This window comes from Deinococcus malanensis (assembly GCF_014647655.1).
Taxonomy (GTDB): domain Bacteria; phylum Deinococcota; class Deinococci; order Deinococcales; family Deinococcaceae; genus Deinococcus; species Deinococcus malanensis.
In genome coordinates this window covers 217,934-243,495 of record NZ_BMPP01000004.1, presented here as the reverse complement: position 1 = coordinate 243,495, position 25,562 = coordinate 217,934, and the positions used below count along the sequence as shown (strand labels likewise).

General features: G+C 63.0%; 20 protein-coding genes. 7 read left to right on the top strand and 13 right to left on the bottom strand.

Going from position 1 to position 25,562, the window contains the following annotated elements:
* Nucleotides 1-2 precede the first annotated feature (2 nt).
* From clpB to glnA, 7 genes are all read right to left on the bottom strand, one after another.
* Nucleotides 3-2,561 carry an ATP-dependent chaperone ClpB gene (gene clpB, locus IEY49_RS06545; RefSeq protein WP_189005696.1) on the bottom strand — a complete coding sequence of 853 codons (2,559 nt, stop codon included), beginning with the start codon at nt 2,559-2,561 and terminating at the stop codon, nt 3-5.
* Between the two features lie 182 nt (nt 2,562-2,743).
* Nucleotides 2,744-3,505: an ABC transporter ATP-binding protein gene (locus tag IEY49_RS06540; RefSeq protein ID WP_189005694.1), complete on the bottom strand. Its 762-nt coding sequence runs from the start codon at nt 3,503-3,505 to the stop codon at nt 2,744-2,746.
* Complete coding sequence (locus IEY49_RS06535; RefSeq protein ID WP_189005692.1) at nt 3,498-4,322, bottom strand: ABC transporter ATP-binding protein; 825 nt, start codon at nt 4,320-4,322, stop codon at nt 3,498-3,500. The genes IEY49_RS06540 and IEY49_RS06535 overlap by 8 nt, the downstream gene beginning before the upstream one ends.
* On the bottom strand, nt 4,319-6,142 hold the full coding sequence (locus IEY49_RS06530; RefSeq protein ID WP_189005690.1) for a branched-chain amino acid ABC transporter permease: 1,824 nt from the start codon (nt 6,140-6,142) through the stop codon (nt 4,319-4,321). The genes IEY49_RS06535 and IEY49_RS06530 overlap by 4 nt, the downstream gene beginning before the upstream one ends.
* A complete protein-coding gene (locus tag IEY49_RS06525) occupies nt 6,139-7,161 on the bottom strand; it encodes a branched-chain amino acid ABC transporter permease (protein WP_189005688.1) in 1,023 nt (340 codons plus the stop codon). The genes IEY49_RS06530 and IEY49_RS06525 overlap by 4 nt, the downstream gene beginning before the upstream one ends.
* Nucleotides 7,162-7,496: 335 nt before the next feature.
* Nucleotides 7,497-8,651, bottom strand: coding sequence for a branched-chain amino acid ABC transporter substrate-binding protein (locus IEY49_RS06520; protein WP_189005686.1), 1,155 nt, complete (start codon nt 8,649-8,651; stop codon nt 7,497-7,499).
* 271 nt (nt 8,652-8,922) lie between these two features.
* Nucleotides 8,923-10,290 carry a type I glutamate--ammonia ligase gene (glnA, locus tag IEY49_RS06515; protein WP_189005684.1) on the bottom strand — a complete coding sequence of 456 codons (1,368 nt, stop codon included), beginning with the start codon at nt 10,288-10,290 and terminating at the stop codon, nt 8,923-8,925.
* A gap of 353 nt (nt 10,291-10,643) precedes the next feature.
* Between glnA and IEY49_RS06510 the strand changes: the two genes are divergently transcribed.
* Nucleotides 10,644-12,806, top strand: coding sequence for a glutamine synthetase III family protein (locus tag IEY49_RS06510; protein WP_189005682.1), 2,163 nt, complete (start codon nt 10,644-10,646; stop codon nt 12,804-12,806).
* A gap of 97 nt (nt 12,807-12,903) precedes the next feature.
* Nucleotides 12,904-13,713, top strand: coding sequence for an AAC(3) family N-acetyltransferase (locus IEY49_RS06505; protein ID WP_189005680.1), 810 nt, complete (start codon nt 12,904-12,906; stop codon nt 13,711-13,713).
* On the opposite strand, the gene IEY49_RS06500 is transcribed toward IEY49_RS06505, so the two are convergent.
* The 4 genes from IEY49_RS06500 to gyrA form a co-directional block, all read right to left on the bottom strand.
* A complete protein-coding gene (locus IEY49_RS06500; protein WP_189005678.1) occupies nt 13,710-14,681 on the bottom strand; it encodes an NAD(P)/FAD-dependent oxidoreductase in 972 nt (323 codons plus the stop codon). The two genes, IEY49_RS06505 and IEY49_RS06500, sit on opposite strands and share 4 nt — an antisense overlap.
* A gap of 153 nt (nt 14,682-14,834) precedes the next feature.
* Nucleotides 14,835-16,205, bottom strand: a complete 1,371-nt coding sequence (locus IEY49_RS06495; protein WP_189005676.1) for an FAD-dependent oxidoreductase — start codon at nt 16,203-16,205, stop codon at nt 14,835-14,837.
* 125 nt (nt 16,206-16,330) lie between these two features.
* Nucleotides 16,331-16,948, bottom strand: coding sequence for a helix-turn-helix domain-containing protein (locus tag IEY49_RS06490; RefSeq protein ID WP_189005674.1), 618 nt, complete (start codon nt 16,946-16,948; stop codon nt 16,331-16,333).
* A 294-nt stretch (nt 16,949-17,242) separates the two neighbouring features.
* The gene (gene gyrA, locus IEY49_RS06485; protein WP_189005672.1) at nt 17,243-19,678 is read right to left on the bottom strand and encodes a DNA gyrase subunit A; all 2,436 of its coding nucleotides are present in this window, start codon (nt 19,676-19,678) and stop codon (nt 17,243-17,245) included.
* Between the two features lie 306 nt (nt 19,679-19,984).
* Between gyrA and IEY49_RS06480 the strand changes: the two genes are divergently transcribed.
* The 5 genes from IEY49_RS06480 (at nt 19,985) to IEY49_RS06460 (ending at nt 22,337) form a co-directional block, all read left to right on the top strand.
* Nucleotides 19,985-20,335: a roadblock/LC7 domain-containing protein gene (locus IEY49_RS06480; protein WP_189005670.1), complete on the top strand. Its 351-nt coding sequence runs from the start codon at nt 19,985-19,987 to the stop codon at nt 20,333-20,335.
* The gene (locus tag IEY49_RS06475) at nt 20,332-20,673 is read left to right on the top strand and encodes a roadblock/LC7 domain-containing protein (protein ID WP_189005668.1); all 342 of its coding nucleotides are present in this window, start codon (nt 20,332-20,334) and stop codon (nt 20,671-20,673) included. The genes IEY49_RS06480 and IEY49_RS06475 overlap by 4 nt, the downstream gene beginning before the upstream one ends.
* Nucleotides 20,670-20,990 (top strand): roadblock/LC7 domain-containing protein, encoded by a 321-nt coding sequence (locus tag IEY49_RS06470; RefSeq protein WP_189005666.1) that lies wholly within the window; start codon nt 20,670-20,672, stop codon nt 20,988-20,990. The genes IEY49_RS06475 and IEY49_RS06470 overlap by 4 nt, the downstream gene beginning before the upstream one ends.
* Before the next feature lie 61 nt (nt 20,991-21,051).
* Complete coding sequence (gene hemB / locus IEY49_RS06465; RefSeq protein ID WP_189005664.1) at nt 21,052-22,053, top strand: porphobilinogen synthase; 1,002 nt, start codon at nt 21,052-21,054, stop codon at nt 22,051-22,053.
* Entirely contained in the window at nt 22,050-22,337 is a 288-nt protein-coding gene (locus IEY49_RS06460; protein WP_189005662.1) for a hypothetical protein, read from the top strand. Before hemB ends, IEY49_RS06460 begins: the two co-directional genes overlap by 4 nt.
* A gap of 669 nt (nt 22,338-23,006) precedes the next feature.
* Here the strand turns inward: IEY49_RS06460 and IEY49_RS06455 are convergent.
* Both IEY49_RS06455 and sdhA read right to left on the bottom strand, forming a co-directional pair.
* Nucleotides 23,007-23,768, bottom strand: a complete 762-nt coding sequence (locus IEY49_RS06455) for a succinate dehydrogenase iron-sulfur subunit (RefSeq protein WP_189005660.1) — start codon at nt 23,766-23,768, stop codon at nt 23,007-23,009.
* A 42-nt stretch (nt 23,769-23,810) separates the two neighbouring features.
* Nucleotides 23,811-25,562: a succinate dehydrogenase flavoprotein subunit gene (gene sdhA / locus IEY49_RS06450; RefSeq protein WP_189005658.1), complete on the bottom strand. Its 1,752-nt coding sequence runs from the start codon at nt 25,560-25,562 to the stop codon at nt 23,811-23,813.

Below are 25,562 nucleotides of genomic sequence, written 5' to 3'. Positions count from 1 at the left end.
GGTTAGTTCAGCACCCCGGTCTGGAACTGAAACTGGCCGTTGGCATAGTCCACATGCAGGCTGCTGCTGTCCGGCACGTGACCCTGCAGGATCTCCCGGGCCAGTGGCGTCTCGATCTCCCGGGCAATGGCGCGCTTCAGGGGCCGGGCACCGAAAGCAGGATCGTAGCCGATCTCGGCCAGGCGGGCCTTGGCCATATCACTCAGGTGCAAGGTCACGCGCCGCTCGGCCAGGCGCCGGCGCAGACCCGTGGTCTGAATGTCCACGATACGGGTCAGGTCGGCGGCTGTCAGGGCATCGAAGACAATGATGTCGTCGACCCGGTTCAGGAACTCGGGGCGGAAGCTCTGGCTGAGCGCTCCCATCACCTGATCACGGATGCTCTCGGCACTGTCGCCACGGGCTTGGGCTTCCAGAATCAGCGGCGAACCGATGTTGCTGGTCAGGATAATCAGCGTGTTGCGGAAGTCCACCGTACGTCCCTGGCCGTCGGTCAGGCGGCCGTCGTCCAGCACCTGCAACAGCACATTGAACACGTCAGGGTGTGCTTTTTCGATCTCGTCCAGCAGGATCACGGCGTACGGACGCCGGCGCACGGACTCGGTCAGCTGGCCACCTTCCTCGTAGCCCACGTAGCCGGGAGGGGCCCCGATCAGGCGGGACACCGAGTGTTTTTCCATGTATTCGCTCATGTCGAGGCGCACCATGGCGTCGGGGCTGTCGAACAGGAACTCGGCCAGTGCCTTGGCCAACTCGGTCTTGCCCACGCCAGTCGGTCCCAGGAACATAAAGCTGCCCAGCGGACGGTTCGGATCGTTCAGGCCAGCGCGGGCCCGGCGGATAGCGTCCGAGACACTGACGATGGCGCGGTCCTGGCCGATGACACGGCCATGCAGGGCCTCTTCGAGCCGCAGCAGTTTCTCGCGCTCGCCTTCCATCAATTTGCTGACCGGGACCCCGGTCCAGCGGCTGACGACCGATGCGACGTCTTCTTCAGTCACCTGTGTATGGGCGAATTCTGCACCCTTGAGCTTCTGGGCCAGGTCGGCCACCTCTTTTTCCAACTGGGGGAGCTGACCGTATTCCAGCTCGGCGGCCCGTTGCAGGTCATAGTCACGCCGCGCCCTTTCGATATCGGTTCGTACCTGATCCAGGGCGTCACGCTTGGCTTTCAGCTCGTGAACGTCATGCTGCTCGCTCTGCCAGCGGGCGCGGACGTCGCTCAGCTCACTTCCCAGAAACTTGAGGCTCTCCTCGATGTCCAGCAGGCGATTTTGAGAGTCCTGGTCCTTTTCCTTGCGCAGAGCCTCGCGCTCGATCTCCAGCTGGAGTTTGCGGCGCTGCAACTGGTCGATCCGCTCGGGGCTGCTTTCCAGGGCCATCCGCAGCCGCGCGGCCGACTCGTCGATCAGGTCGATGGCCTTGTCCGGCAGCTGGCGGTCGGAGATGTAGCGGTTGGACAGCTGGGCAGCGGCAACCAGCGCGGGGTCGGTGATTTCCACGTTGTGGTGGGTCTGATACTTCTCCTTGATCCCGCGCAGGATCGAGATGGTGTCCTCCACGCTGGGCTCGTCCACGAACACCGGTTGGAAGCGCCGCTCCAGCGCAGGATCCTTCTCTATCTCGCGGTACTCGTCCAGGGTGGTCGCGCCGATCAGGTGCAGTTCGCCGCGGGCCAGCGCCGGCTTGAGCATGTTGCCGGCGTCGGGGCTGCCCTCGGTCTTGCCGGCGCCCACGATGGTGTGAATCTCGTCCACGAACAGGATGATTTCGCCGGCAGACTGCACGACCTCGTCGATCACGCCTTTCAGGCGTTCTTCGAACTCACCGCGGAACTTGGCCCCGGCCAGCAGGCTTCCCATCTCCAGACTGACGATTCGCTTGTCCCGGAGGCCTTCGGGTACGTCGCCCTGCACGATACGGATGGCCAGACCCTCTGCGATGGCGGTCTTACCCACCCCGGGCTCGCCAATCAGCACCGGGTTGTTCTTGGTGCGGCGCAGCAAAATCTGCATCGCACGGCGGATTTCCTCGTCACGTCCAATCACCGGATCGAATTTGCCGTCCCGGGCGCGCTGTGTCAGGTCGGTGCCGTATTTGGCGAGGGCATCGAATTGTTGTTCGGAAGTCTTGTTGGTCACGGTTTTCCCCTTGCGTTGTTCGGTAATGGCCCGGTTCAGCTCAGGCTCGGCCGGCAGCCCCTGCCCCCGGTACTCGCCGCGCAGAGCCAGCAGCAGCGTGTCGGCCGCCACAAAGCTATCGCCCAACTGACCGGCCAGGGTGTCGGCTTTGTGGAACGCGCGGCTCAGCGCCGGGTCCAGGTAAAGGTTCTCGCCGCCTCCCTGCACACGCGGCAGCTTGGCTATTTCAGCGTCGAGAGCTGCTCGCACGGCGTTCAGGTTGGCCCCTGCCAGCGTCAGGGCGCGGGCGGCCGTGTCGTTGTCGGTCAGAGTGCGCAGAACGTGGGCGGGCGTCAGGGTCTGGTTGCCGGCGGCCTGGGCCAGTTGCTGCGCGGCGCCAAGGGCCTGGGCACTGGCTTCAGTAAAGCGTTCAGGATTCAAGTCAGGAACCTCCAGAAGAAGGAATGGGTACAGAGTTCAAGCTGCTTCTATTCTGAAACTTGAGCGTGGTCATGTCAAGTTTATTGAGGATTTCGATGGTCGCCCGAATCGCACTCAGGCTGGGCACCGCCCTGGAAAAGAAAAAGGCCGGAGCGTGTTGCTCCGGCCTGAGAAGGGCTGGCTCAGTCTTCGCCGAGGTAGGCCTTACGCACACTTTCGTCCTGCGCGATGTCGCTGGCCACGCCGCTGAGCTTGATCTCGCCGGTCTGCAGCACATAGGCGCGGTGAGCAATGCCAAGGGCCATGTTGGCGTTCTGCTCGACCAGCAGCACCGTCGTTCCGCGCTCCTTGTTCAGCAACTGGACAATGTCAAAAATTGCTTCGACAAAGAGGGGAGACAGCCCCATGCTCGGCTCGTCCAGCAGCAGCAGCTTGGGGTTAACCATCAGGGCGCGGGCAATCGCCAGCATTTGCTGCTCACCGCCGGACATGGTCCCGCCGAGCTGGTTTTCACGCTCCTTGAGGCGTGGGAAGAACTGAAAGCCTTCCTGAATACGCTGCTCGATAACCTTGCGGTCGGTTACCGTGTAGGCGCCCACCTCGAGGTTCTCGCGCACTGTCAGCTGCGGAAAGATCCGCCGGCCTTCGGGTACATGACTCATGCCCTGCTGCATGATCAGGTGAGCCGGAACCCCGGCAGCGTTGCGGCCCTGGTATGTAAGGGTGCCGGTTTTGGGCTTCATCATGCCGCTGATGGTCCGCAGCGTTGTGGTTTTCCCCGCGCCGTTGCCGCCAATCAGGGCGACGATCTCTCCCTGGTTGACCGTCATGGTGATGCCTTTCAGGGCGTGAATATGACCGTAATAGGTATGAACGTCGTTCAGTTCCAGCATGGGCGCGCCAGCGGTGGAGGCGTCCCGCGGGAGGGTCGTGGGATCAGACATGCGGGCGTTCCTCCTTGCCGTACTCGCCTGCGGCTGCGCCGCGCCCCAGGTACGCTTCCATCACCCGGGGATCGTTGCGGACCTGATGTGGCAGGCCCTCACTGATCTTGCTGCCGTAGTCCAGCACCGTGATGTATTCCGAGAGGGTCATCACCAGACGCATGTCGTGTTCGATCAGGCACACCGTGACGCCCAGATCGTCACGGACACGGCGGATCAGGGCCTTGAGATCCTCGGTTTCGCGGGGGTTCATGCCTGCGGCCGGTTCGTCGAGCAGGATCAGCTTGGGCGTGGTGGCCAGCGCGCGGGCGATCTCGAGTTTGCGCTGGTCGCCGTAGGGCAGGTTGGTCGCCAGCTCGTTGCGCCATTTGCTCAGGCCCACGAAATCCAGCATGATCCGCGCCGCGTCTCTTGCCTCGCTTTCGGACTCGTGAAATTTCCTGGTCCGCAGGACGGCATCGACAAAGTTGCTTTTCAGGCGGCTATGGCGGCCCACCATGATGTTCTCCTCACTGGTCATGGTGGAAAACAGGCGGATGTTCTGGAAGGTACGGGCAATACCTGCAGCAGTGACCTCGTCGGGACGCAGCCCCACGATTTCCTGCCCCGCCAGCCGGATGCTGCCGCGCGTGGGCGTGTAGATGCCGGTGATCATGTTGAAAAACGTCGTTTTTCCGGCGCCGTTCGGCCCGATCACGCTGACGATGCTGCGCTCGGGAATGGTCATGGTCACATCGTTCACGGCCGTCAGACCGCCGAAGACCTTGCTGACCTGCTCCACTTCCAGGATGTGGCCACCGGTATTAAAGGCGGTCATTTCTTGCCCCCTGCAGAATCATTTTCGGTGACTGGCGCCAGCCCGGGACTGTACACTTCCGCGCCGGTATTGGACAGGGCGTTGCCGTCTCCGTGGTCACTGTCATCTTCCTGGTTGTCATCGTGATGCAGTTCCAGGGCGCGCCGCCGGCTGGGCAGCAGTCCCTCGGGCCGCAGCAACATCATGGCCACCAGGATGATGCCGAAGATCAGGCGCTGCAACTGCCCCGGGTTGGCCTGCTGGGGAATCCACGGCACGTTGGCGGTGGCCTCGCCGATCCCAGGCAGGACGCGCAGGTTCAGCAGGGTCACCACGGCCGCGCCCAGAATCACGCCGGGGAACGATCCCATACCGCCCAGAATCACCATGCTCAGCACGGCGATGCTCTGGTTGAAGTTGAAGCTCTCCGGGCTTACGAAAGTCTGCTTGGCGGCGAAGATCATGCCCATGACACCCGCAAAGGAGGCGCCGGTGGCAAATGCGATCAGCTTGGTCTGTACCAGCGGGACGCCCATGGCCTGGGCCGCGATCTCGTCGTCGCGGATAGCAATCCAGGCCCGGCCGATCCGGCTCTTGTCCAGGCGGATGTTGACGGCCAGCACTACGGCAATGACCAGCAGCACCAGCAGGTACAGGAACAGCAGGTTGTGCTGGTCCGGCGCAAAGCCCAGCGCTGCGGCAAAACGGTCGAACACAGGTACCGCGGCGCTCTTGATCGGCGTCACGCCCTGCGAGCCGGCGGAGTACAGGTCCAGGTTGTTGGCCAACACCCGGATCACTTCTCCCAGCCCCAGTGTGATAATGGCCAGATAATCGCCTTTAAGCTTCAGCACCGGCAGGCCGATCAGCACACCCACGATGGCCGCCGCCGCGATGCTCAGCGCCAGGAACAGCCAGAAGAAGTTGGGGTCAATGCCGGTGGCCAGCGAGTCGGCCTGACCGGACATCAGCAGCATCACGGCGCGCAGCACCAGGGTCAGCCCGGCGACGGCAGCGAGCGCGGCCATGACCCGCGTGAAGTTCAGCAGGCCACCGCGTACGTCGTGGCCGCGCGACTGGTTGTAGGCCATGAATAGCAGCCCGGCAATCACCGGAAACAGGGTGACCCACAGCGCCGGCAGGGTCCAGCCGCGCTCGCCGAGCGTGAAAAGACTGCGGCCCACGAAAAACCACGCCACGATGCCGGCCACCAGGGCCAGGGCCAGGGTCCAGGCTGTGCGGCTTGGTGTGCTGTCTGCCCGGCGCTTCTGGAGCGCCAGGTAGCCTCCCAGCCCCGCCACAAGGGTTGCCAGACCCAGCAGCATGGTGCCGATGGCATTGGCGCCCGGGTTTTCGCCGAAGTAACGAAGGATCTCGGCAAAGCGTGGGCTGGCAAAAATCCCCCAGACATACGCGCCCACCGCGAAGAACGCCACGTACCCCAGGTCCAGCAGGCCTGCCAGGCCCACCACGATATTCAGGCCCAGAGCCAGCGCGGCAAAGATCATGATCTGAATGCTCAGGTCAAGCAGGCTGGTGTCTGCGCGGCCCGCCAGTGGAAGCACCACCAGCAGGCTTCCCAGACCCACCAGCAGTTTGGCCCAGGGAGCGGCGCGCCACAGGTAGGCGAACAGCACGTTGGCCAGGAAAAGCGAGACCACGAACGCCTCGATGATGGGGTTTTTCAGCACCACACCCAGGAGGCCCATCTGCGAGAGCATGTCTGTGTTGTGCGCCACCAGCAGAATGGCGCTGGTCACCAGAAACAGCAGGACCAGCAGGATGGTGCGGTCGGGTGCTGCCGGGTTCACGCGGGCACGGAAGGGGTTGATGGCCGTCATACCTTCTCCGTGTTGCTCTTGCCGAGAAGTCCGGTGGGTTTAAAGATCAGGATCAGCACCAGCACGATAAATGCGCCGATGCGCTGGTAGGACGCGTCGATGGCCTCCAGGTTGGAGACCTGCCAGAGCCCGCCGAGCACGCTGAACGCACCGCCGATCAGGTTCTGGATGATGCCCAGTGTCAGGCCACCGAGCACGGCACCTGGAATGCTGCCGATGCCGCCCAGCACAGCGGCGGTAAAGGCGATAATGCCGGGGTCAAAGCCACTGTAGGCGTTAACGGTGCCGATCTTCATGCCGAACAGAACGCCACTGACGCCGCCCAGGGCACCGCCGATGGCAAAGGTGGCGCTGATCATGCGGTTACTGTCGATTCCCATCAGGCCAGCGGTTACGCGGTCCTGCGCCACGGCCCGGATGCCCTTGCCCAGGCGGGTGTGGTTCACGACGTGGTTGAGCAGCGCCAGGCTGAGCAGCGAGACGCCGATGATAATCACGTCTTTGAGCTGCACTTCGATGCCGATACCCTTGAGGAAGTTTCCAAACGGCGCACAGGTACTTGCGGCGCCGCAGAAGGGCGCGCCGAAACCCTGCGGAAGGGTGTAGGTCAGGTCGAACCGGCTGGGTGTCTGGAACGCTTCAAACAGCTTCAGCAGATCCTGCAGGATCAGCGAGACCCCAATGGCGGTAATCAGCGGAACCAGCTTGGGGGCGTTGCGCAGGGGCCGGTAAGCCAGACGCTCGATCAGCACGTTCAGCAGTCCCGAGACCAGCATGGCCGACAGCAGAGCCACGATGAGCTTGAGGTAGCCGTTCATGGGGTTGTTGGCCAGGAGGCGGAATACCTCAAAGCCGACGACGGCGCCGGTCACGAACACTTCACTGTGGGCGAAGTTGATCAGCTGCAGAACGCCGTAAACCATGGTGTAGCCGAGTGCGATGATCGCGTACACGAAACCGATCACCAGGCCCCCGGCAATCACGTTCACGAGGAACGGCAGTAGGGTGGCAAGATCCAAATAACTCAACTCCTTTCAAATGAAAAATTCCGGCGTCGTAAGAGCGCAGGAGGCGATTGCCGATATGGCGGAAGTGTGCACAGCGACACGAAGGTCTCGACAGTCAGCGGAGTGTATCTCGCACAGGAGCACAACAGGTTTCGTCAATCTGGCCGTCCAAGATGGTTGGTCAATCTGGAAGGGAAAAACAGTTGTTCAGAGGCCGACCGGACTAGACGAGCTGCTTCCATTCCACAGGAAGAGGCCGAGCACTAGGCCCGGCCTCTTCCTATGAAGTGCCTCGCTGCACCGGGAGCGGAAGCAGACAGAAAGCACCCTTGATCCAGACGATAGACTTACTGCTTCGCAGGCTTGACGGGAATGCTGGTCGCCAGCTTGTACTTGCCGCCGGTGACACTCATCACGTACAGCGTGCCGGCCTTGCGGTCGCCCACGCTGTTGAAGCTCACGTTGCCCGAAAGCAGGCCGTTGAAGGAGCCCTTACGGATGGAGGCTTCGACCTGTGCGCGGGTGGGGAGCTTGTTCTTGTTGGCGCGGATGGCGTTCAGCACACCCTGCAGGGTGACCTTGGCGGCGTCATAGCCGAACGCACCGAAGCCCTGAGCCTGCTTACCGAAGGTTTTCTGATAGCTGGCGGCAAACACCTTGGCAGCCGGCAGCGCTTCGATGGGCGCGGCTACGGTGGTGAAGTAGATGTTGCTCGCGCCAGCGCCGGCGATGGTGGCCAGTTCGCTGCTGTCCAAACCGTCGCCACCGACAACAGGGGCATTGATGCCGGCTTCACGCAGCTGCTTGATGAACACGCCCACCTGGTTGTAGATGCCGCCGAAGTAGATGGCGTCGGGACGCTGGAGCTTGATCTTGGCCACGATGCTGGAGAAGTCGCTCTTCTCTTCGGTGCCTTCGTTGGTCACGATCTGTACGCCCTTGGCGCGCAGGGTCTTCTCGACTTCCTTGGCCAGGCCTTCGCCATAGGCGGTCTTGTCGTTCAGGACGTAGACCTTCTTGGCCTTCAGGGTGCCGGTAATGAAGTTGGCGCCTGCAGGGCCCTGGGCGTCGTCACGGGCGACGATGCGGTTCATGTTGCTCAGGCCGCGGTCGGTGACCTGGTTGGCGGTGTTGGCGGGGCTGACCAGGGCGACACGGCTGGGCTGCAGGGCAGCGCTGCTGGGGATGGCCACGCCGCTGTTCAGGGTGCCCACGACAGCCAGGATCTGACGGTCTGCGGCGATCTTGCGGGCTGCGGCGGTGCCGGTGGCAGGGTCAGCCTGGTCGTCATAGCCGACGAGCTGCAGGTTGAAGCCCAGTTTGCGGAACTGCTCTTTGTATTCGTTGACGGCCAGCTGCGCGCCGTTCTTGATCTGGGTGCCCAGGTCGCTCTGACCGCCGGACAGGGGACTCAGGGTGGCGATCTTGATGGTGGTCTGGGCACTGGCGCTTCCCAGGGCGAGGGCGGCAATCATGGTGAGGCTCAGGGTGGTCTTCTTCATGGATCCTCCGGGTATTGAAGCAGGGGCCGTGAGGCTAAATCCTGCGGATGTAGAGATGCTGAGATTCTAGGCAGGTCTTTATCGGGTGTCAATGCGTGACTCACATTCTGACGTGAAATCTTGCGCCCCAAATGAAGGGAGTCTGGGAGTGGGATTGCGCTCTGATATACCCATAACGCAATCTTATTGCCCTATCTAGGCGGGTCATGGTTGTTTCCGGGCGCAGCCAAGCTGCTGACGGGGTGGTCACTGCGTCTGGGCAGGCCGGACTTCAGATCAGGTCAAGGTAGCGGTCAAGTTCCCAGGCGTGGATGGTGGCACTGTAGTCCTGCCATTCGCTTTTCTTCGCCGCCACAAAATGCGTCAGGACATGATCGCCGAGCGCTCCGGCAATCACATCATCCTTGCCCAGCTCTTCAAGGGCCTCTCGTAGGTCGGTCGGCAATTCGCGGACGCGGTGGTGCCGTTTCTCGCGGACCGTCATCTTGAAGATGTTGCGCTGGATGGCCGGTGCGGGCTCCAGGCGCTGCTCGATGCCGTCCAGACCGGCAGCCAGCATGACCGCCAGGGCCAGGTAAGGGTTGCAGCTGGGGTCAGGCATGCGGACCTCGGCGCGCGTGGAAGCCCCACGCTTGGCCGGAATGCGGATCAGGGCCGATCTGTTGCTGGTGCTCCAGGCCACGTTTACCGGAGCCTCGAAACCAGGCACCAGCCGCTTGTAGCTGTTGACCAGCGGATTGGTGATGGCAGTCATGCCGCCCGCGTGCTCCAGCAGACCAGCAATGAACTGCATGGCAGTCGGGGACAGGCCGTGATCGCCACCCGGGTCTGCGAAGGCGTTCACACCGTTCCTGAACAGGCTGAGGTGGCAGTGCATCCCGCTGCCACTGATCCCGGCTATCGGCTTGGGCAGGAAGGAAGCCAGCAGGCCATATTCAAGGGCCACCCGTTTCACCACGAACTTGAAGGTAGCAATCCGGTCTGCGGCCTCCAGAGCAGGGGCATAGCGGAAGTCAATCTCGTGCTGTCCGGGCGCGACCTCATGATGGGCGGCTTCGATATCAAAGCCCATGTGCAGCAGCTTGTTGACGATCTCGCGCCGGATACGTTCTCCCTTATCGATCGGAGCCAGGTCGAAGTAGCCGGCCTTGTCGTGCGTCACCGTCGTACCCCGTCCGTCACCCGTACGCTCAAAGAGGAAAAACTCCGGTTCGGTGCCTACGAACATCTCAAAGCCCATCTGCTGGGCGCGCAATACCTGCCTGCGCAGCACCTGACGGGGGTCTCCATCAAATGGGGTGCCGTCTGGCAGGGTGACATCGCAGATCAGCCGGGCCACCCGGCCCCGTTCTCCTTCCTCGCGCGAGAACTGGGGGTAGATCAGAAAGGTGCTGAGGTCAGGGGAGAGCAGCATGTCGCTTTCCTCAACACGCGTAAATCCTTCCACGGCGCTGCCGTCAAAGGTGATGTCGCCGCTGAGCGCCTTCTGGAACTGGGAGCGGGGCACCTCAACATTTTTGGTGGTGCCCAGAATGTCTGTGAACTGAAGACGCAGGAAATGAACATCGTCCTGTTCCAGTCGTTGGAGGAGCGCGGAGGCGGTCAAGGCGGAATCCTGGGGGGTAGCGTCAGGCGTCATAGAAGAAAGCAACCTCCGGTAGCACACGACATTGTAAAGAGGCGATTGCGCTGCGCCGGCCTTGGGACACCGCCGGGTCACGGTCATCGCGAAGTGGCATTAGCCGGCAGGATCAGCCTTACAGCACATCAATACGAAACGTCCAACCAGAGTAGACCAATTATCAAAGTTTTGTCGAACGATCTGCAAAATTTCGATGCTCTTTCTGGGGTAGCTCTCATCTATCGTGCAGGTTGTCCAACAGGTTCATTGACCCTGCATAAAGAAGGCTTCTATACTTCTACGCGAGCTGCCGGCTTCAGAACTTTCTTGCCGGTTCCGATTTTTCCTCACCGCACCACCAGGGAGCCCCCATGAACCAGGATTTCGATGTCAACTCGGCCGCCCGCAACTGGCGCGTCGACGCCTCTGTTTCGGCCACCCCCAGTGAGCTGGTCAATCAGCTGTTCGCCAGCGATGTCCTGACCCTCGATCAGCTCAAGGCCCGCCTCAGCAAGCCGGACTACCGCAGCCTGCAGGCCACGCTGGAACGTGGAGAGACGCTTGATTCCAGCATCGCCGACACGGTGGCACTGGCCATGAAGACCTGGGCCATGGAAAAGGGCGCGACCCACTACACCCACTGGTTCCAGCCCCTGACCGGATCCACCGCCGAGAAGCACGACTCTTTCCTGAACCCCGCCGGTGACGGGGTGGCCATCATGTCGTTCTCGGGAAAGGAGCTGATCCAGGCTGAGCCAGATGCCAGCTCGTTTCCCTCGGGTGGCCTGCGCGCCACCTTCGAGGCCCGCGGCTACACCGCCTGGGACCCCAGCAGCCCGGCGTTTATCATCCGCCATGCCAACGGCGCGACCCTGTGTATTCCCAGTGTGTTCCTGTCCTGGACTGGGGAAGCACTGGACCTGAAGATCCCACTGCTGCGCTCCATCGAAGCGCTGAACAAGGCTGTGACCCCAGCACTCAGCCTGTTTGGCGCCTCGGAAGGTACCCGCATCAGCAGCACGCTGGGTGCCGAGCAGGAATACTTCCTGATCGCCGAGGAGTACTATTACCGCCGCCCCGACCTCGTGATGACCGGCCGGACCCTGTTCGGCGCCAAGCCGCCACGTGGTCAGGAACTGGAAGACCATTACTTCGGCGCCATTCCCGACCGCGTGCTGAGCTTCATGACCGACGCCGAAATGCAGCTGTATGCCCTGGGAATTCCGGTCAAGACCCGTCACAACGAGGTGGCGCCGGGTCAGTTCGAGATTGCGCCCATCTTCGAGAACAGCAACATTGCCGCCGACCACCAGCAGCTGATCATGCAGGTACTGCGCTCCACGGCCCGTAAATATGGCCTGGTCTGCCTGATGCACGAAAAGCCCTTTGCGGGCGTCAACGGTTCGGGCAAGCACTGCAACTGGAGCATGGGCACCGATGCGGGCGAGAACCTGCTTGATCCCGGTGAGACGCCGCACCGGAACATGCAGTTCCTGTTCTTCTGCACGGCCGTGATCAAGGCCGTGGACGACCACCAGGACCTGCTGCGCGCCTGCGTGGCCAGTGCCAGCAACGACCACCGTCTGGGGGCCAACGAGGCGCCGCCCGCGATCATCAGCATCTTTCTCGGTAGCGAGCTGACCGACATCTTTGACCGTCTGGCCAGCGGGAAAGGTGGCCGTGGCCCGGAAGCTGGTCTGTTGGGCCTGGGCAGCAGCGTTCTGCCGGAAATTCCGGTCCACGCTGGTGACCGCAACCGCACCAGCCCGTTTGCCTTCACCGGCAACAAGTTCGAGTTCCGCGCGGTGGGCAGCTCCCAGAGCATTTCCTTCCCCATAACCGTGCTCAACCTGATCATCGCCGACGCGATCACCCAGCTCACTGCCCAGCTGCAGGAAAAGCTCGGAGACAGCGAAGCGACGCTGGACAGTGCCGTGGCCGAACTGGTCAAGCAGACCTACACCAAGTACAAGCGCATCATCTTCAACGGCGACGGGTACAGCGAGGCCTGGCACGTGGAAGCCGAGCAGCAGCGCGGCCTGCTCAACCTGCGCACCACGCTGGACGCCATCAAGCACCTGAACAGCGAGAAGAATCTGCGCCTGTTCGAGCAGTACAACGTCCTGAACGAGAGGGAACTTGGTGCCCGGCAGGAAATCATGTACGACATCTACTTCAAGACGGTGAACATCGAAGGCGAGACCACCGAGTACATGGCACAGACCCAGATTCTGCCGGCGGCCATCAGTTACCTCGCCGAGCTGGGTGATGTTGAGATCAAGAGCAAGGCCGTCAAGGGAGTCGCCGAGGAGGTCGTGGAGATCGCCGACGAGCTGTACGTGTGCCTGCGCTCGCTGCGCGAACAGAACGAGGCCCTGGGTGGTGACGAGGTTCATGATAAGGCCCACCACATGCGTGACCATGTCCTCCCTGCCATGCACGAGGTGCGCCGCGCGGCCGACCGCCTGGAGAAAGTCGTGAGCAGCAAGCACTGGCCGCTGCCGACGTACCGCCAGATGCTGTTCGTCAAGTAAGACTTCCCGGCTGGCGCGGGAGCAGCACATTCAACATGGCTTCATTTACCGCCCTTCCGGGGGCGGTGTTTATTTGCGCGGGGGTACACTGGGAACCGTGCTGAACCTGCTGCGCAAACCGGCCGTTTCCCCGGCCCAGCTCGATGACGGGCTGGGAGCCTTAGGACTGGACGGAACCCAGCACCTGATTGTGCACGCCAGCCTCAAGTCGTTTGGGCAGCTTGACGGTGGGGCCCGCACCGTGATCGAGGTGCTGGAGCGGCGCGCGGCGACGGTGGTGGCCCCAGCTTTTACCTACAACACCCTGCTGCGCCATGCGACGTCGCCGGTGCATGCGCGGTACCGGCGTGACAGCCGCGTGAGCCGCGATATCGGCCGGGTGCCGCAGGAACTCGTCGAGCGCGCCGACGCCGTGCGCAGCTTTCACCCGACCCTCAGCTTTATCGCACTGGGACAGGAGGCGGCGCGGATCTGTGGGGCGCAGACCCTGTCGAGCCCCTACCAGCCCATCGGTGCTCTGTATGACCTGGACGGGTATGCCCTGCTGATGGGGGTGGACTTCGGCAGCAATACCACGGTTCATTACGGCGAGCATGTTGCCGGGATGCCGCTGCTGACCCGCTATGTCCCCATGGACGGCGGCGTCCTGCCCACCGCCTTCCCCAACTGCTCCGCCGACTTCGACAACCTGCAGCCCTCCCTGCACTTCGCCATGCGCAGTGTCGTCGTGGGCGGCGCGACCCTGAGGCTGTACCGGGTCCGCGATCTGGTGGATCAGACGGTTGCGCTGCTTCGCCGTGACCCAGAGGCGCTGCTGTGTACCTACTCCAGTTGCCGGTGCCAGGAGGTCCGTAAGCTGGTGCGCGCCCAGGGGCTCAAACCTCGCCCCCATCAACCTGGCCTTTAGGCGCGTTTCTCACTGCTGTGGCCTGGGCGCACCTTGAGCTCAGGTTTGACGTAATGAACCGCGTGATTGGCTGCAATAGCAGCCTGAGCCAGACCCACCGAGATCAGCTTGAAGTCGCCTCCCGAGGTGGTGACGTCGCCAGCCACGAAGATCCCTGGAAGAATGGTCTGTCCACCCGTGCCGTCCGGCACATAGTCACCCTGCCAGTCCAGCGGCCAGGTCTGGACCGGCGCCAGGTCCGGAAGGTAGCCGCCCAGGATAAGTACCGTGGCTGCCGGAACGTGGCGGTGTAGACCGCCCTGAACCAGCAATGCGCCATCTGAAGTCAGGGTGTCCAGAACCCACGGCGCCAGGACTTCAAGGCGTCCGGCTTCTTGCAACAGGGTCAGCCGGGTCAGTTGTCCGGGATGGCCCCGGAAGCCGGCGCGCCGGTGCGTCAGCGTCACTGCTGCGCCGGCATCAACCAGGTCCAGGGCAGCGCGGGTGGCCTGCGGAACTCCTCCCACGACAAGCACCTGCCGCCCTGACAGTGAGGTCGCGTCGGGTACCTCGGTACGCACGTCGGGATGCAGATCCGCCCCTAGAACACGCGCTGGGCGGGCCGTGAGCGCTCCCAGGCCCGGAGCCAGGATGACCGCGCGTGCGGTGTAGCTGGCGCTTCCGGTGTCTATCCGCCAGCCGCCGTCCTCAGCGGTCAGCTGCCGGGCCGTGGCACCTAACTGAACGCAAACCCCGAGCCCGGCCAGCTGGGCAACGAGACTGTTAACCACCTCCGATGCCAGACGAACAGGATGGCCTGGGACGTCATAGACCACCTTGTCGGGGTACAGCGCCTGGAGCTGGCCTCCCAGTTCAGGGCGGGCCTCGAGGACCTGCACACTAAGGCCTCGCCACGCCGCGTAAAACGCTGCGTGTAGTCCTGCCGGACCACCCCCCACCACCAGAATGTCGGAATGCCCGCCGCTCATGTGCCGGCGATTATGGCAAAAGGCTGCCCGGAATTCGGGCAGCCTGCAGTAGAGAGCCCATCAGCATGACTGACTGGTAACGTCATGACGCGCAACTGTCCGCGGGATGTCGCAGATCAGCGCAATGGCTTTCAAGCGATTGAGACGCCTGTCTTACCGATTGCGGTGCGTAAGCATTTCATGTCGGTGGACGACCTTGGCCCGTGGGCGGCCCAGCGCCTGGCCCCTGGCCAGTTCGTGGGCATCCAGCGCCTGCCAGTCCGAGAAGGTATACACGTCGACCCCTTTGGCACGCAGCAGCACGTCGACGTCCTCGCGGCCCTGCGTGGCTGGAGCCAGAATGCCAGCCCTGGCGTCAGCCAGCAGATGAGCCACCGTGTCTGTTGCGTCCTTCCGGTTGGTCCCCACGACCCCGCTTGGCCCGCGCTTGATCCAGCCTGCGGTGTATTCACCGCTGCGGCCTTCGACCCGGCCTTCATCGTTGGGAATGACCCCACGCCGGTCGTCGAAGGGCACACCCGGCAGCGCGACCCCACGGTAGCCGACGCTGCGCAGGACCATCTGCACCGGCAGGGTCTCGTATTCGCCGGTGCCTACTGCATTGCCCTGTTCATCCAGGCGGTTGCGTTCCACTTTCAGGCCGGCCACGTTGCCCTGACCGTCGTCCAGGATTTCCACCGGCGAGACCAGGAAGCGCAGATGCACGCGCCTGGGTTTGCCTTCAGGCGTCCGGGCAGCAAACTCACGCAGAACCTCCACGTTCTTTTTCTTGGTGTTGTCGGTGATGGCCGCTTCCTCGGTATCGGTCAGCGCGATCTCATCCAGGTGCACCAGGGGCTCGGCCTCGTGCAACTCTCCGAACTCGCGCAGTTCCTTGGTGGTGAAGCTGGCCTGGGCCGGACCCCGGCGCCCAAGAATCCAGACATCCCTGACCGGACTCTGCTCCAGGGCGCTCAGCGCGTGTGCGGCGATATCCGATTCATGCAGTTCCGCAGATGTCTTGGCCAGGATACGGGTCACGTCGAGTGCCACATTGCCCACGCCCACTACGGCGACCCCGCTGGCGTGCAGGACCATCTCGCGCGCTGCTGCATCGGGGTGACCGTTGTACCACGCGACAAATTCTGTGGCGCTCATGCTGCCGTTCAGATCCTCGCCGGGAATTCCCAGCCGGCGGTCGCTGCTGGCGCCCACGGTATACAGCAGGGCGTCATAGTGAGCCCGGGCTTCCTCATGCGTCAGGTCGGTGCCAAATTCGACATTACCCAGGAAGCGGACGCGCGGGTCTGAGAGGGTTTTCTCGAAACCACGTGTAACGCTCTTGATCGTCAGGTGGTCAGGGGCCACGCCGTAGCGCACCAGGCCATAGGGCGTCGGCAGACGGTCAAAGACGTCCACCTCCACCGGCACATCGGTCTGCTTGAGCAGGGCCTCGGTCGCATAGATGCCGCTGGGGCCGCTGCCGATCACGGCAACCCGCAGTGGACGCTGGTCATGGAAAGATGAAGTGACAGACTCGCTCATGGTGCCGAGTGTAGCGGTGCGCAGCGCGCGGGGCGTGCTCTTGTCCGTTCAGAATGAACTCCTCCCGCACATAAGACAAACCGCCCGGCACAGGGCCGGGCGGCAGAGAGGGGAGATGCTGGATATCAGGCAGCGGCGATTTCGCCGAGCGCCTTCTCGTTTTTCAGGGTGATCTTGCCGTAGCCGGCGCTGATCACGCCCTCGCGGGACAGCTCGCCCACGACCTTGGTGACAGTCTCGCGGACCGAGCCCACTGCGGCAGCCAGTTCATCGTGCGTGGCGTAGATCATGGTCTCGCCGCTGTCGAGCTGCGTGGCCAGAGCGGTGTCCTTGAGCTCCAGCAGCTCACCTGCGATACGGGCGCGCAGGCGCTTGCCGACCAGGCGGTAGATGCTCTCGTAGGCGCGCTCCAGCGTACGCACGAGGTGCGTCGTGACAATCAGGTTGTCCTCGGCGCTCATCAGCGCGGGGTTGATGACATCGATGCTGCTGTCGGTTACGGCTTCGGCAAAGTAGCCGCGGTTGGCGCCAGCAAGCGCTTCTTCGCCGAAGTACTCACCAGGCTTGACGTAGCGCAGGGTCAGGCCGTTGCCGTCGTCGTCCATGGTGTGCACGCGCACCAGGCCACTCGACACGCGGTAGAGCATGTCACTCTTGCCGGGGTAGAGGATGACGGCGCCCGGGCGGTACGTGACGGTGTCCACGAAGGTCCGGCTGTTGGTGCTGGTCTGGGTCTGTGTCATTTGGGTCGCCTCCTGGGCGGTGAAGTTTGGGGTACCGTCGGGACCATTCCCAACGTTGAACACAGTGTAACCCAGAGCCACATTTTTGTAAACAGTTTTGTTTCTTTAATCAGTATTTACCTTACAAAGTGCTTTAAGTAGCATAGGTTGGAAAGAGCCCGCCAGGACAGCGAATTCCGGACCTGAGGCCCAGCTGATGGCTCACTTCTGTTTCATTAAGGTTCGACGTTGAATGGCTCCAATGAAAAGAAAACCCGGCCAGGACTGGCCGGGTCCTCTACTGCAGACAGAGGCTTAGAGTTCGTCCTCGCGGCGGATCGGGAAAGCGCTGATGACACTGTCGCGTTCTGCGATGTTGATGACTTTGACGCCCTGGGCGTTGCGTCCCGTCACACGAACCTCCTCGACGCGGGTCCGGATCACGGTGCCTTTCTCGGTCAGAACCATCAGTTCCTCGTTGCCCGCCACACGTGCCAGGGTGACCAGCTTGCCGGTCTTGTCGGTCACATCCAGCGTGATGACGCCCATTCCGCCGCGGCCCTTGGCGGGGTAATCACCCACCGGGGTACGCTTGCCCAGGCCGCATTCGCTGACCGCCAGCAACTCGCTGGCCTCATCGCCGCCGGGAACCAGCGCCATGCTGACCACGGCGTCGTCCTCGCCTTCGCGCAGGCGGATACCGATCACGCCCTGCGTGGCGCGGCCGGTGGCGCGCACCTCGTCGCTTTCAAAGCGCATGGCCTTGCCGTTGCGCGTGGCCAGCACCACGTGGTTGTCGTCATTGACGATGCCCACGCCGATCAGCTCGTCACCGGGCTGCAGGTTGATGGCGATCAGTCCGGCTGAGGTGATGTTGCCGTACTCGGTGATCAGGGTCTTTTTCACCACGCCCTTGCGGGTCGCAAAGATGAAACAGCCGGGCTCCTCGAAGCCGCCGACGCTCAGCACGCTGGCGATATTCTCGTCCTCCCGCAGGCTGGGCAAAAGGTTGCGGATGTGGGTTCCCTTGGCGTCCCGGCCGGCTTCAGGCAGGTCGTAGATCTTCTCGTGGAATACCCGGCCCTGATCCGTGAAGAACAGCAGGTAGTCGTGCGTGGAACCCACGAATACACGGGTGTTCACGTCCTCCTCGCGCAGCTTGCCTCCGCTGGCGCCACGCCCTCCCCGGCCCTGGGCCCGATAGGCGTCCAGTTTGGTGCGCTTGAGGTAGCCGGCCTTGGTCATGGTGATGACCATGTCCTCGACGGCAATCAGGTCTTCCTTCCCGATGTCCTCTTCCAGCTGCGTGATGGTGCTGCGGCGCTCGTCGCCGTAGTTGTCGCGGATGGCACGGATTTCCTTCTTGATCTCGCGCCACAGCAGCTTCTCGTCGCCCAGGATCGAACGCAGGAACTCGATGGTCTTCTGCAGTTCGTCGTACTCGCCCTGCAGCTTTTCACGCTCCAGCCCGACCAGGCGCTGCAGGCGCATGTCCAGAATGGCCTGGGACTGGATCTCGGACAGGCCAAAGCGGACCATCAGGGCGTCACGGGCCTCGGCGCCGGTGTTGCTGGCGCGGATCAGGCTGATCACCTCGTCGATATGGTCCAGCGCCTTCAGGAGGCCTTCCAGCACATGGGCGCGTTCCTCGGCCTTACGCAGGTCGTAACGGGTTCGCCGGGTGACCACGTCAGCGCGGTGATCCAGGAAGTACTGCATGGTGTTGAGCAGCGGCAGCACCCGTGGTTCGCCATTGACGATGCTCAGGTTGATCACCGTGTAGGTGGACTGCAGCTGGGTGTATTTGTACAGCTGGTTGAGCACCAGCGTGGGAATCGCGCCGCGCTTGAGCTCGACCACGATACGTACCGGGTCTTTGCGGTCGGACTCGTCACGTAGGGCGCTGATGTCCGGAATCTTGCCGGCCTTGTACATCGCGCTGATGGTCTGGATCAGGTTGGTTTTGTTCACCTGATAGGGAATCTCACTGATGATGATCTGGGTGCGGCCATTCTTCTCATCGATGCGGGCCTTGCCCCGCACCTTCAGGCCAGAGTGTCCGGTGGCGTAGGCTTCCCGGATCCCGCTTTTGCTGATACGGCCTCCAGTGGGGAAGTCGGGACCAGTCACGTGCTCCATCAGGCCGTCGAGCGACAGGTTCGGGTTATCGATCATGGCCAGCAGGCCGTTGCAGATCTCGGTGAGGTTATGCGGCGGGATGTTCGTGGCCATGCCCACCGCAATCCCGGTGGCGCCGTTGATCAGCAGGTTCGGCACCGCCGCCGGCAGCACGCTGGGTTCCTCGGTGGTCTCATCGTAATTGGGCTTGAGATCGACCGTCTCTTTCTCGAGGTCGGCAATCAGCTCCTCGGCCACCTTGGTCATGCGCGCTTCGGTGTAACGCATGGCCGCAGGGGGGTCACCGTCAATGGAACCGAAGTTGCCCTGGGGATGGACCATCGGGTAGCGCATGTTCCACCACTGGGCCAGGCGGACCATGGCGTCATAGATAGACGTGTCCCCGTGGGGGTGGTACTTCTTCATGACCTCGCCCACAACCGACGCTGACTTGGCGTGCTTCTGGTTGCTGTAGAGGCCTTCGAGCAGCATGGCGTACATGATTCGCCGCTGCACCGGTTTGAGACCGTCACGCACATCGGGCAGCGCACGGTCCACGATCACGTTCATGGCGTAGTTGATGAAGTTGGTCTTGACTTCGCTGGTGATGTCAACGGGATGAATTCCAGTCATGGTGCTCCAGTCTGTGGGCTCGGTGGGCGCAGGGACCCAGCCGAGAAGGGGATGAGTCCAGCCTGAAACTCAGGCCGGGAAGTGGCCCCAGTGTACCACATATTATGTTATGGGCGTAATTCCGGGGGCGTGCCTCAACCCCTTTATTCTAACCGAAATTGCCGCCAGATACAGCAAATCGAGCGCTTGCGACGGGGGTAAAGCTCCCCAGTCAGGGTGGTGCGGCAGGGTGCTTTGCAAACTTCTGCACAATCTCGCCCGATGTGTAAGAAATAGGTCGGTCTCAGGCACATATCATGATTGGCGATGCTGCAACACCTTACCCAACTTGTGGCCGATGTGGACGGCGCCTGGGCCGCCGCGATCGGTGGACTCGACGGCCTGCTGGTCGAAGGACACACCTCCACCAACGATGACCTCAACCTGCTGGTGGCCGAGCATGCCGGGCTGTTGCGCTCGGCGTCCGGGGCCTACACCCAGACCCTCAACGGCGGTGAAACCCGCGAGCTGTACCTGCGCGGCGAGCGCCTGAGCGTATACCTGCACCCCATCAACCCCCAGTTTTTCCTGCTTCTGGCGCTCGACGCCCGCAGCAACCTGGGTCAGGCGCGGCTGTATGGCCGTTCGGCTGCCCGCAACCTGGAGAGCCTCCTGTGAAAATAGACGCCCTGAGGAACCTGCCCGGCGTGGTAGCCAGTGCGCTGATCAGCCCCGACGGCCTGCCGCTCGATGCCTACGGTGAAGGCGCCGATGTCCTGGCCGCCGAACTCGCCTCCCTGCGCGCCAGCCTGGACCGCACCAGCCGCCGCCTGGGTGCCGGTGACGTCACGCGCATCGGCTTCACGACCGAGCGCATTGAAGTGGTGGCCGTGACCAGTGGTGACTACACCGTGGGGGCGGTCATGCTGCGTGGCAGCGATACCCGTTCCATCCAGCAGGCCCTGGCCCGGCTGGCTCTGGACCTGCGTGACCTGCCCCGGACGGAGCGCGTATGATCGGCCCGCTCCTGGAAGTGCGTGGCATCCGGCACGCCGCCCTGATGGACGCCGAGGGGCACGTTCTGACCAGTGCCGGCATCGGCGCAGATCACGCGGCGCAGCTGGGCGTGCTGGTGGCCTCCGGGCGCGCCGTGATCGCCAGCCTGCGCAGTGCGACCGGCGCGTCCACCTGGACCGAGCTGATGCTGGACGTCGAAGGCGGACCGGTGCTGCTGACCCCCCACGGCGATCAGGTCCTGCTGGCCGCTTTCGACGACGTGGCCAACCTGGGCCGTGTGCGCTTCGCGGTGCGCCGTCTGCTCGGCAGCGCCTGAAGCCGCCCCTCTGAGGGGCGGCGTTGCATTCGTCCCGCCCCCGTGGCGCTAGCGTAGGCGAATGCAAGTCCGTCCCCGCCGCCTGCGCCGAACCCCTGCCCTGCGCGCCATGACGCGCGAGGTTCATCTCAGTCCCGAGCATTTCATTCATCCGATCTTCGTTCACGAACGCGAAGACGAACATCCTGTTTCCACCATGCCCGGGGTGAGCCGGCACAGCGTCCAGGGGGCTGTTGAACAGGCCCGCCTGGCGCTGTCGCTGGGGATCCCCAGTGTCATCCTGTTCGGTATTCCAGATCATAAGGATGCCCTGGGCACCCAGGCCTACGCCGAGGAAGGCGTCGTGCAGCAGGCGGCGCGGGCCATCAAGGCCCAGGTGCCACAGGTAACCGTGATTGCTGATACCTGCCTGTGCGAGTACACCGACCACGGGCACTGCGGGCCCCTGTGCGAGGTTCCGGGCCAGACCGGGGCCGACGCCTGGACCGTGGACAACGATCCCAGCCTTGAACTGCTGGCCCGCACCGCGGTGTCACAGGCGCAGGCCGGGGCCGATGTCATTGCGCCCAGCGCCATGATGGACGGCATGGTGGCAGCGATCCGCTCTGCGCTGGACGCGGCCGGCTTTACTCATATTCCGGTGATGAGCTACGCCGTGAAGTATGCCAGCGCCTATTACGGCCCGTTCCGGGACGCCGCCGGCAGCGCGCCCAGCTTGGGTCACCGCGGTACCTACCAGATGGACCCCGCCGGCGGGCACCGTGAAGCCCTCCGTGAGGCCCGGCTGGATGTCGAGCAGGGCGCTGACACCCTGATGGTCAAGCCCGCCCTGGCTTACCTGGATGTCCTGAAACTTCTGCGCGACGAGTTCGATCTGCCGGTGGTGGCCTACAACGTCAGCGGCGAATACGCTCTTGTCAAAGCGGCGGCGCAGCTTGGCTTCATGGACGAGCGGCGCACCGTGCTGGAAACACTGACCAGCATGCGGCGTGCAGGTGCCGATGCGATCATCACCTATCACGCCATGGATGCTTCCCGCTGGCTCCGTGAGGCGCAGTCGTGACCCACCGGACCGACTCAGGTCTGGTGGCCTGGTTGCCCACCGCAGTATGGCCAGGACAGCTGGGCCTGTGCGCCGATACCAGGCTACAAACAGCGCAGGAATGGGCGGCACTGGCCCGGGAGGGCGCTGGCCTGGTGGCTTTATTGCTTGATGAGGACGCTCCGGACACCACCGACCTTGCAGACCATGCGGGGAAGGCGGGGTTGGGAGTGGTGTCCTTCGCACTCCCATGGCTGGGCTGGCCCGAAGACCAGGAAAGCTTTGTGGCCTATCTCGATAACTGATGGACGCCTTGCTCGATGGCCGGCAGGTGGTCGCGGTGAGCCGCCTCGGGCAGGGGCATGCCGGGTTGGTGGTTGCACGCCTGCTCATGCAGGCCGGACTGCCTTCCGATGCGGCCATAGAAATGGTCCGGCGAACTTGTGGGGACCACGTTTTGTCTTCCACACAGGGGGAGATGGTCGGTACATTCGAACAGCTTGACAGGGGATCGCACAAGTAGTCTGACCGCTTCCCGGAGGGGGCAGGTCCGCAGAGAGGGAGCCGGTCCCACTGGCCTGGATCGAAACAGGCCAGATATGGCCCAAATGATTCTCGAGACCACGCGCGTGAGCTGTCCTTGCTCATAGGTCTGTCTGGCTTCTGGCTACCAGGATAGGGAAGAAGTGTGTCTCTGACAGAATCGTGGGTCTGAAAAGTGCGAGGTCCATTGGTTCTCGCACATAGACAGACGCGTGAATTGCAGCTGCTGGCTGCGGTGGTTGAAGGACGCAGGTGGACTTGGAGCCTGGCTTCGCAACCGGACCTCTTCATCCAGGTCGCCGTGCCGGATACGAACACGCTGGGTTGGTGGGGCTTCGGCACCATCCATATCCAACGCGGATCATCCTCGAATAGCAGATCCCCAGCTGCGCGGGGCAACCGGGGACACGGAAACTAAAGTTCGGAAGAACTCAGGACTGCTGGAACATGATGGCCCGTTTGACTTCCTCGATCAGTGTGGTGATCGGAATGTCACGGGGGCAGGCTTCCGTGCAGTTGTAGGCCGTGCGGCAGCGCCACACACCGGTGTTCTGGTTCATGATGTTCAGTCGCTGATGGGTGGCCTCGTCGCGGCTGTCGAAAATGAAGCGGTGCGCCTGAACGATCGCAGCTGGGCCCAGGTAAGCACCGTTGACCCAGAAGATGGGGCAGCTGGTCGTGCAGCACGCGCACAGAATGCAGTTGCTGGAGTGCTCCATGCGTTCTGCGTCCAGTTCGCTCTGGTAACGTTCCCCGGCCGGGGCCGGCGACTCGTTGATGAAGTACGGCATGATGGCCTTGTAGGAGTCGAAGAACGGCTCCATGTCGACCAGCAGGTCGCGCTCGACCTTCAGGCCACGGATCGGCTCCACGGTGATGGTGCCGCCGTCCTTGGCCACGTCACGCACCAGCGTCTTGCAGGCCAGCCGGTTTCGGCCGCTGATGAGCATAGCGTCCGAGCCGCAGATCCCGTGCCCGCATGAACGGCGGAAGATCAGGCTGGGCTCGTGGTACCACTTGATGTTATTCAGCACGTCCAATACGCGGTCGCTGGGCTGGGCCTGCACCTGATAGGTATCCCAGTGGGCTTTCTTGTCGGTTTCGGGGTTGAAGCGCAGAATCTTGACGTTCAGATTCACCATCTCCACCGTCGTGGCGGGTGCGGCGGCGCTGTTTGCATGGGTCTGGGTCATGAAGCGTCCTTTCGGGAAAGACCTGATGACGACTGATCTTTCTCAGTACACGCGGGGTTTGGGCTCAAAGGCACGCGTGAAGCCCTTGAGGGCCACATCCTTGTACCCGATCACGACATTGCCGTCGTTGTTCAGGTCCTTGTAGGCCATGGTGTGCTTGAGCCAGTTGGAATCATCACGCTCACGGTAGTCCTCGCGGTCGTGTGCGCCACGTGACTCCGTGCGGTTGAGCGCACTGCTGGTCATGGCCTCAGCACAGTCAAGCATGAAGCTGAGTTCCATAGCCTCGATCAGCTCACTGTTATAGCGGCGGCTCGGGTCAGAAACGCCAACGTTGCGGTAGCGCGCCTTGAGCTCCTGAATGATGCCCACCTGACGCTCCATATCCGGGCCGTTGCGGAAGATGCCGACATTGTTCATCATCGACTCCTGCAGCTCCTTGCGGATGGTGGCGGCATTGTCACTGCCCTTGGAAGCGCGCAAGGTGTCGAACATCTCCTCGCTTTCGCGCAGCGGGTTGTCCGGCAGATCGGCAAATTCCACCTGCCGGGCATACTGCGCGGCGTAGGTGCCGGCGCGGCGGCCGAACACGATCAGGTCGCCCAGGCTGTTGGTGCCCAGACGGTTGGCGCCGTGCAGCGATACACAGGCCTGTTCACCGGCCGCGTACAGTCCTTCTACGGTGCCCCCCAGACCGTCGCTCAGGCACAGCCCGTTGAGGTCGGTGGGGATTCCACCCATGGCGTAGTGCGCCGTGGGCTGAATGGCCACCAGGTCCTTGACCGGGTCCTGGCCCAGGTAGGTGCGCGCCAGGTCCGTGATCTCGGCCAGCTTCCCTTCGATGACCTCGCGCGGCAGGTGAGTCAGGTCGATATGTACGGCGTCCTTGTCCAGGCCCACGCCACGGCCCTCGCGGATCTCGGTCACGATGCTGCGCGACACGATGTCACGCGGCGCGAGGTCCTTGATGGTCGGGGCGTAGCGCTCCATGAAGCGCTCTCCGTTGGCGTTGCGCAGGATCCCACCCTCACCGCGAATCCCTTCGGTGACCAGAATGCCCAGCTTGGCCAGTCCGGTCGGGTGGAACTGGTAGAACTCCATGTCTTCGAGCGGCAGACCCTTGCGGTAATAGATGCTCATCAGGTCGCCGGTCAGGGTCAGGGCGTTGGACGTGATCTTGAAGACCTTGCCGTACCCCCCCGCCGCCAGAATCACGGCCTTGGCGTGGAAGGTGTGCAGCTCGCCACTGGCCAGATCGTAGGCCACGACGCCGCGGCAGCGTCCGTTCTCGATCAGCAGATCGGTGACGTGATACTCGTTGTAGAAGGTGGTCCCGGACTTGACGTTCTGTTGGTACAGCGTCTGCAGGATCATGTGCCCGGTGCGGTCTTTTGCGTAGCAGCTGCGCTCCACGGCGGCCTTGCCGAAATCACGGGTGTGGCCACCGAACTTGCGCTGCGCGATCTTGCCCTCTGGAGTGCGGGAGAACGGCAGCCCCATGTGCTCGAGCTCGTACACGGCGTCGATGATGTCCTTGGCGAACACCTCGGCGGCGTCCTGGTCGGTCAGGTAGTCGCCGCCCTTGACCGTGTCGAACATGTGCCATTCCCAGTGATCCTCGGCCACGTTGCCGAGCGCTGCCCCGATGCCACCCTGGGCGGCGCCGGTATGCGAGCGGGTGGGGTAGAGCTTGCTGATGCACGCCACGGACACGTTGCCCTTGGCGGCGTACAGGGCGGCCATCAGGCCGGCGCCGCCTGCCCCGACCACCAGAACGTCATAACGATGATGCAT

Excerpts from the sequence above, each read along its gene's own strand:
- IEY49_RS06540 (WP_189005694.1), bottom strand. The coding sequence starts at position 3,505 with ATGTCTGATCCCACGACCCTCCCGCGGGACGCCTCCACCGCTGGCGCG.
- IEY49_RS06535 (WP_189005692.1), bottom strand. The coding sequence starts at position 4,322 with ATGACCGCCTTTAATACCGGTGGCCACATCCTGGAAGTGGAGCAGGTC.
- IEY49_RS06530 (WP_189005690.1), bottom strand. The coding sequence starts at position 6,142 with ATGACGGCCATCAACCCCTTCCGTGCCCGCGTGAACCCGGCAGCACCC.
- IEY49_RS06520 (WP_189005686.1), bottom strand. The coding sequence starts at position 8,651 with ATGAAGAAGACCACCCTGAGCCTCACCATGATTGCCGCCCTCGCCCTG.
- glnA (WP_189005684.1), bottom strand. The coding sequence starts at position 10,290 with ATGACGCCTGACGCTACCCCCCAGGATTCCGCCTTGACCGCCTCCGCG.
- IEY49_RS06510 (WP_189005682.1), top strand. The coding sequence starts at position 10,644 with ATGAACCAGGATTTCGATGTCAACTCGGCCGCCCGCAACTGGCGCGTC.
- IEY49_RS06500 (WP_189005678.1), bottom strand. The coding sequence starts at position 14,681 with ATGAGCGGCGGGCATTCCGACATTCTGGTGGTGGGGGGTGGTCCGGCA.
- IEY49_RS06495 (WP_189005676.1), bottom strand. The coding sequence starts at position 16,205 with ATGAGCGAGTCTGTCACTTCATCTTTCCATGACCAGCGTCCACTGCGG.
- IEY49_RS06490 (WP_189005674.1), bottom strand. The coding sequence starts at position 16,948 with ATGACACAGACCCAGACCAGCACCAACAGCCGGACCTTCGTGGACACC.
- gyrA (WP_189005672.1), bottom strand. The coding sequence starts at position 19,678 with ATGACTGGAATTCATCCCGTTGACATCACCAGCGAAGTCAAGACCAAC.
- IEY49_RS06480 (WP_189005670.1), top strand. The coding sequence starts at position 19,985 with ATGCTGCAACACCTTACCCAACTTGTGGCCGATGTGGACGGCGCCTGG.
- IEY49_RS06470 (WP_189005666.1), top strand. The coding sequence starts at position 20,670 with ATGATCGGCCCGCTCCTGGAAGTGCGTGGCATCCGGCACGCCGCCCTG.
- hemB (WP_189005664.1), top strand. The coding sequence starts at position 21,052 with ATGCAAGTCCGTCCCCGCCGCCTGCGCCGAACCCCTGCCCTGCGCGCC.
- IEY49_RS06455 (WP_189005660.1), bottom strand. The coding sequence starts at position 23,768 with ATGACCCAGACCCATGCAAACAGCGCCGCCGCACCCGCCACGACGGTG.
- sdhA (WP_189005658.1), bottom strand. The coding sequence starts at position 25,562 with ATGCATCATCGTTATGACGTTCTGGTGGTCGGGGCAGGCGGCGCCGGC.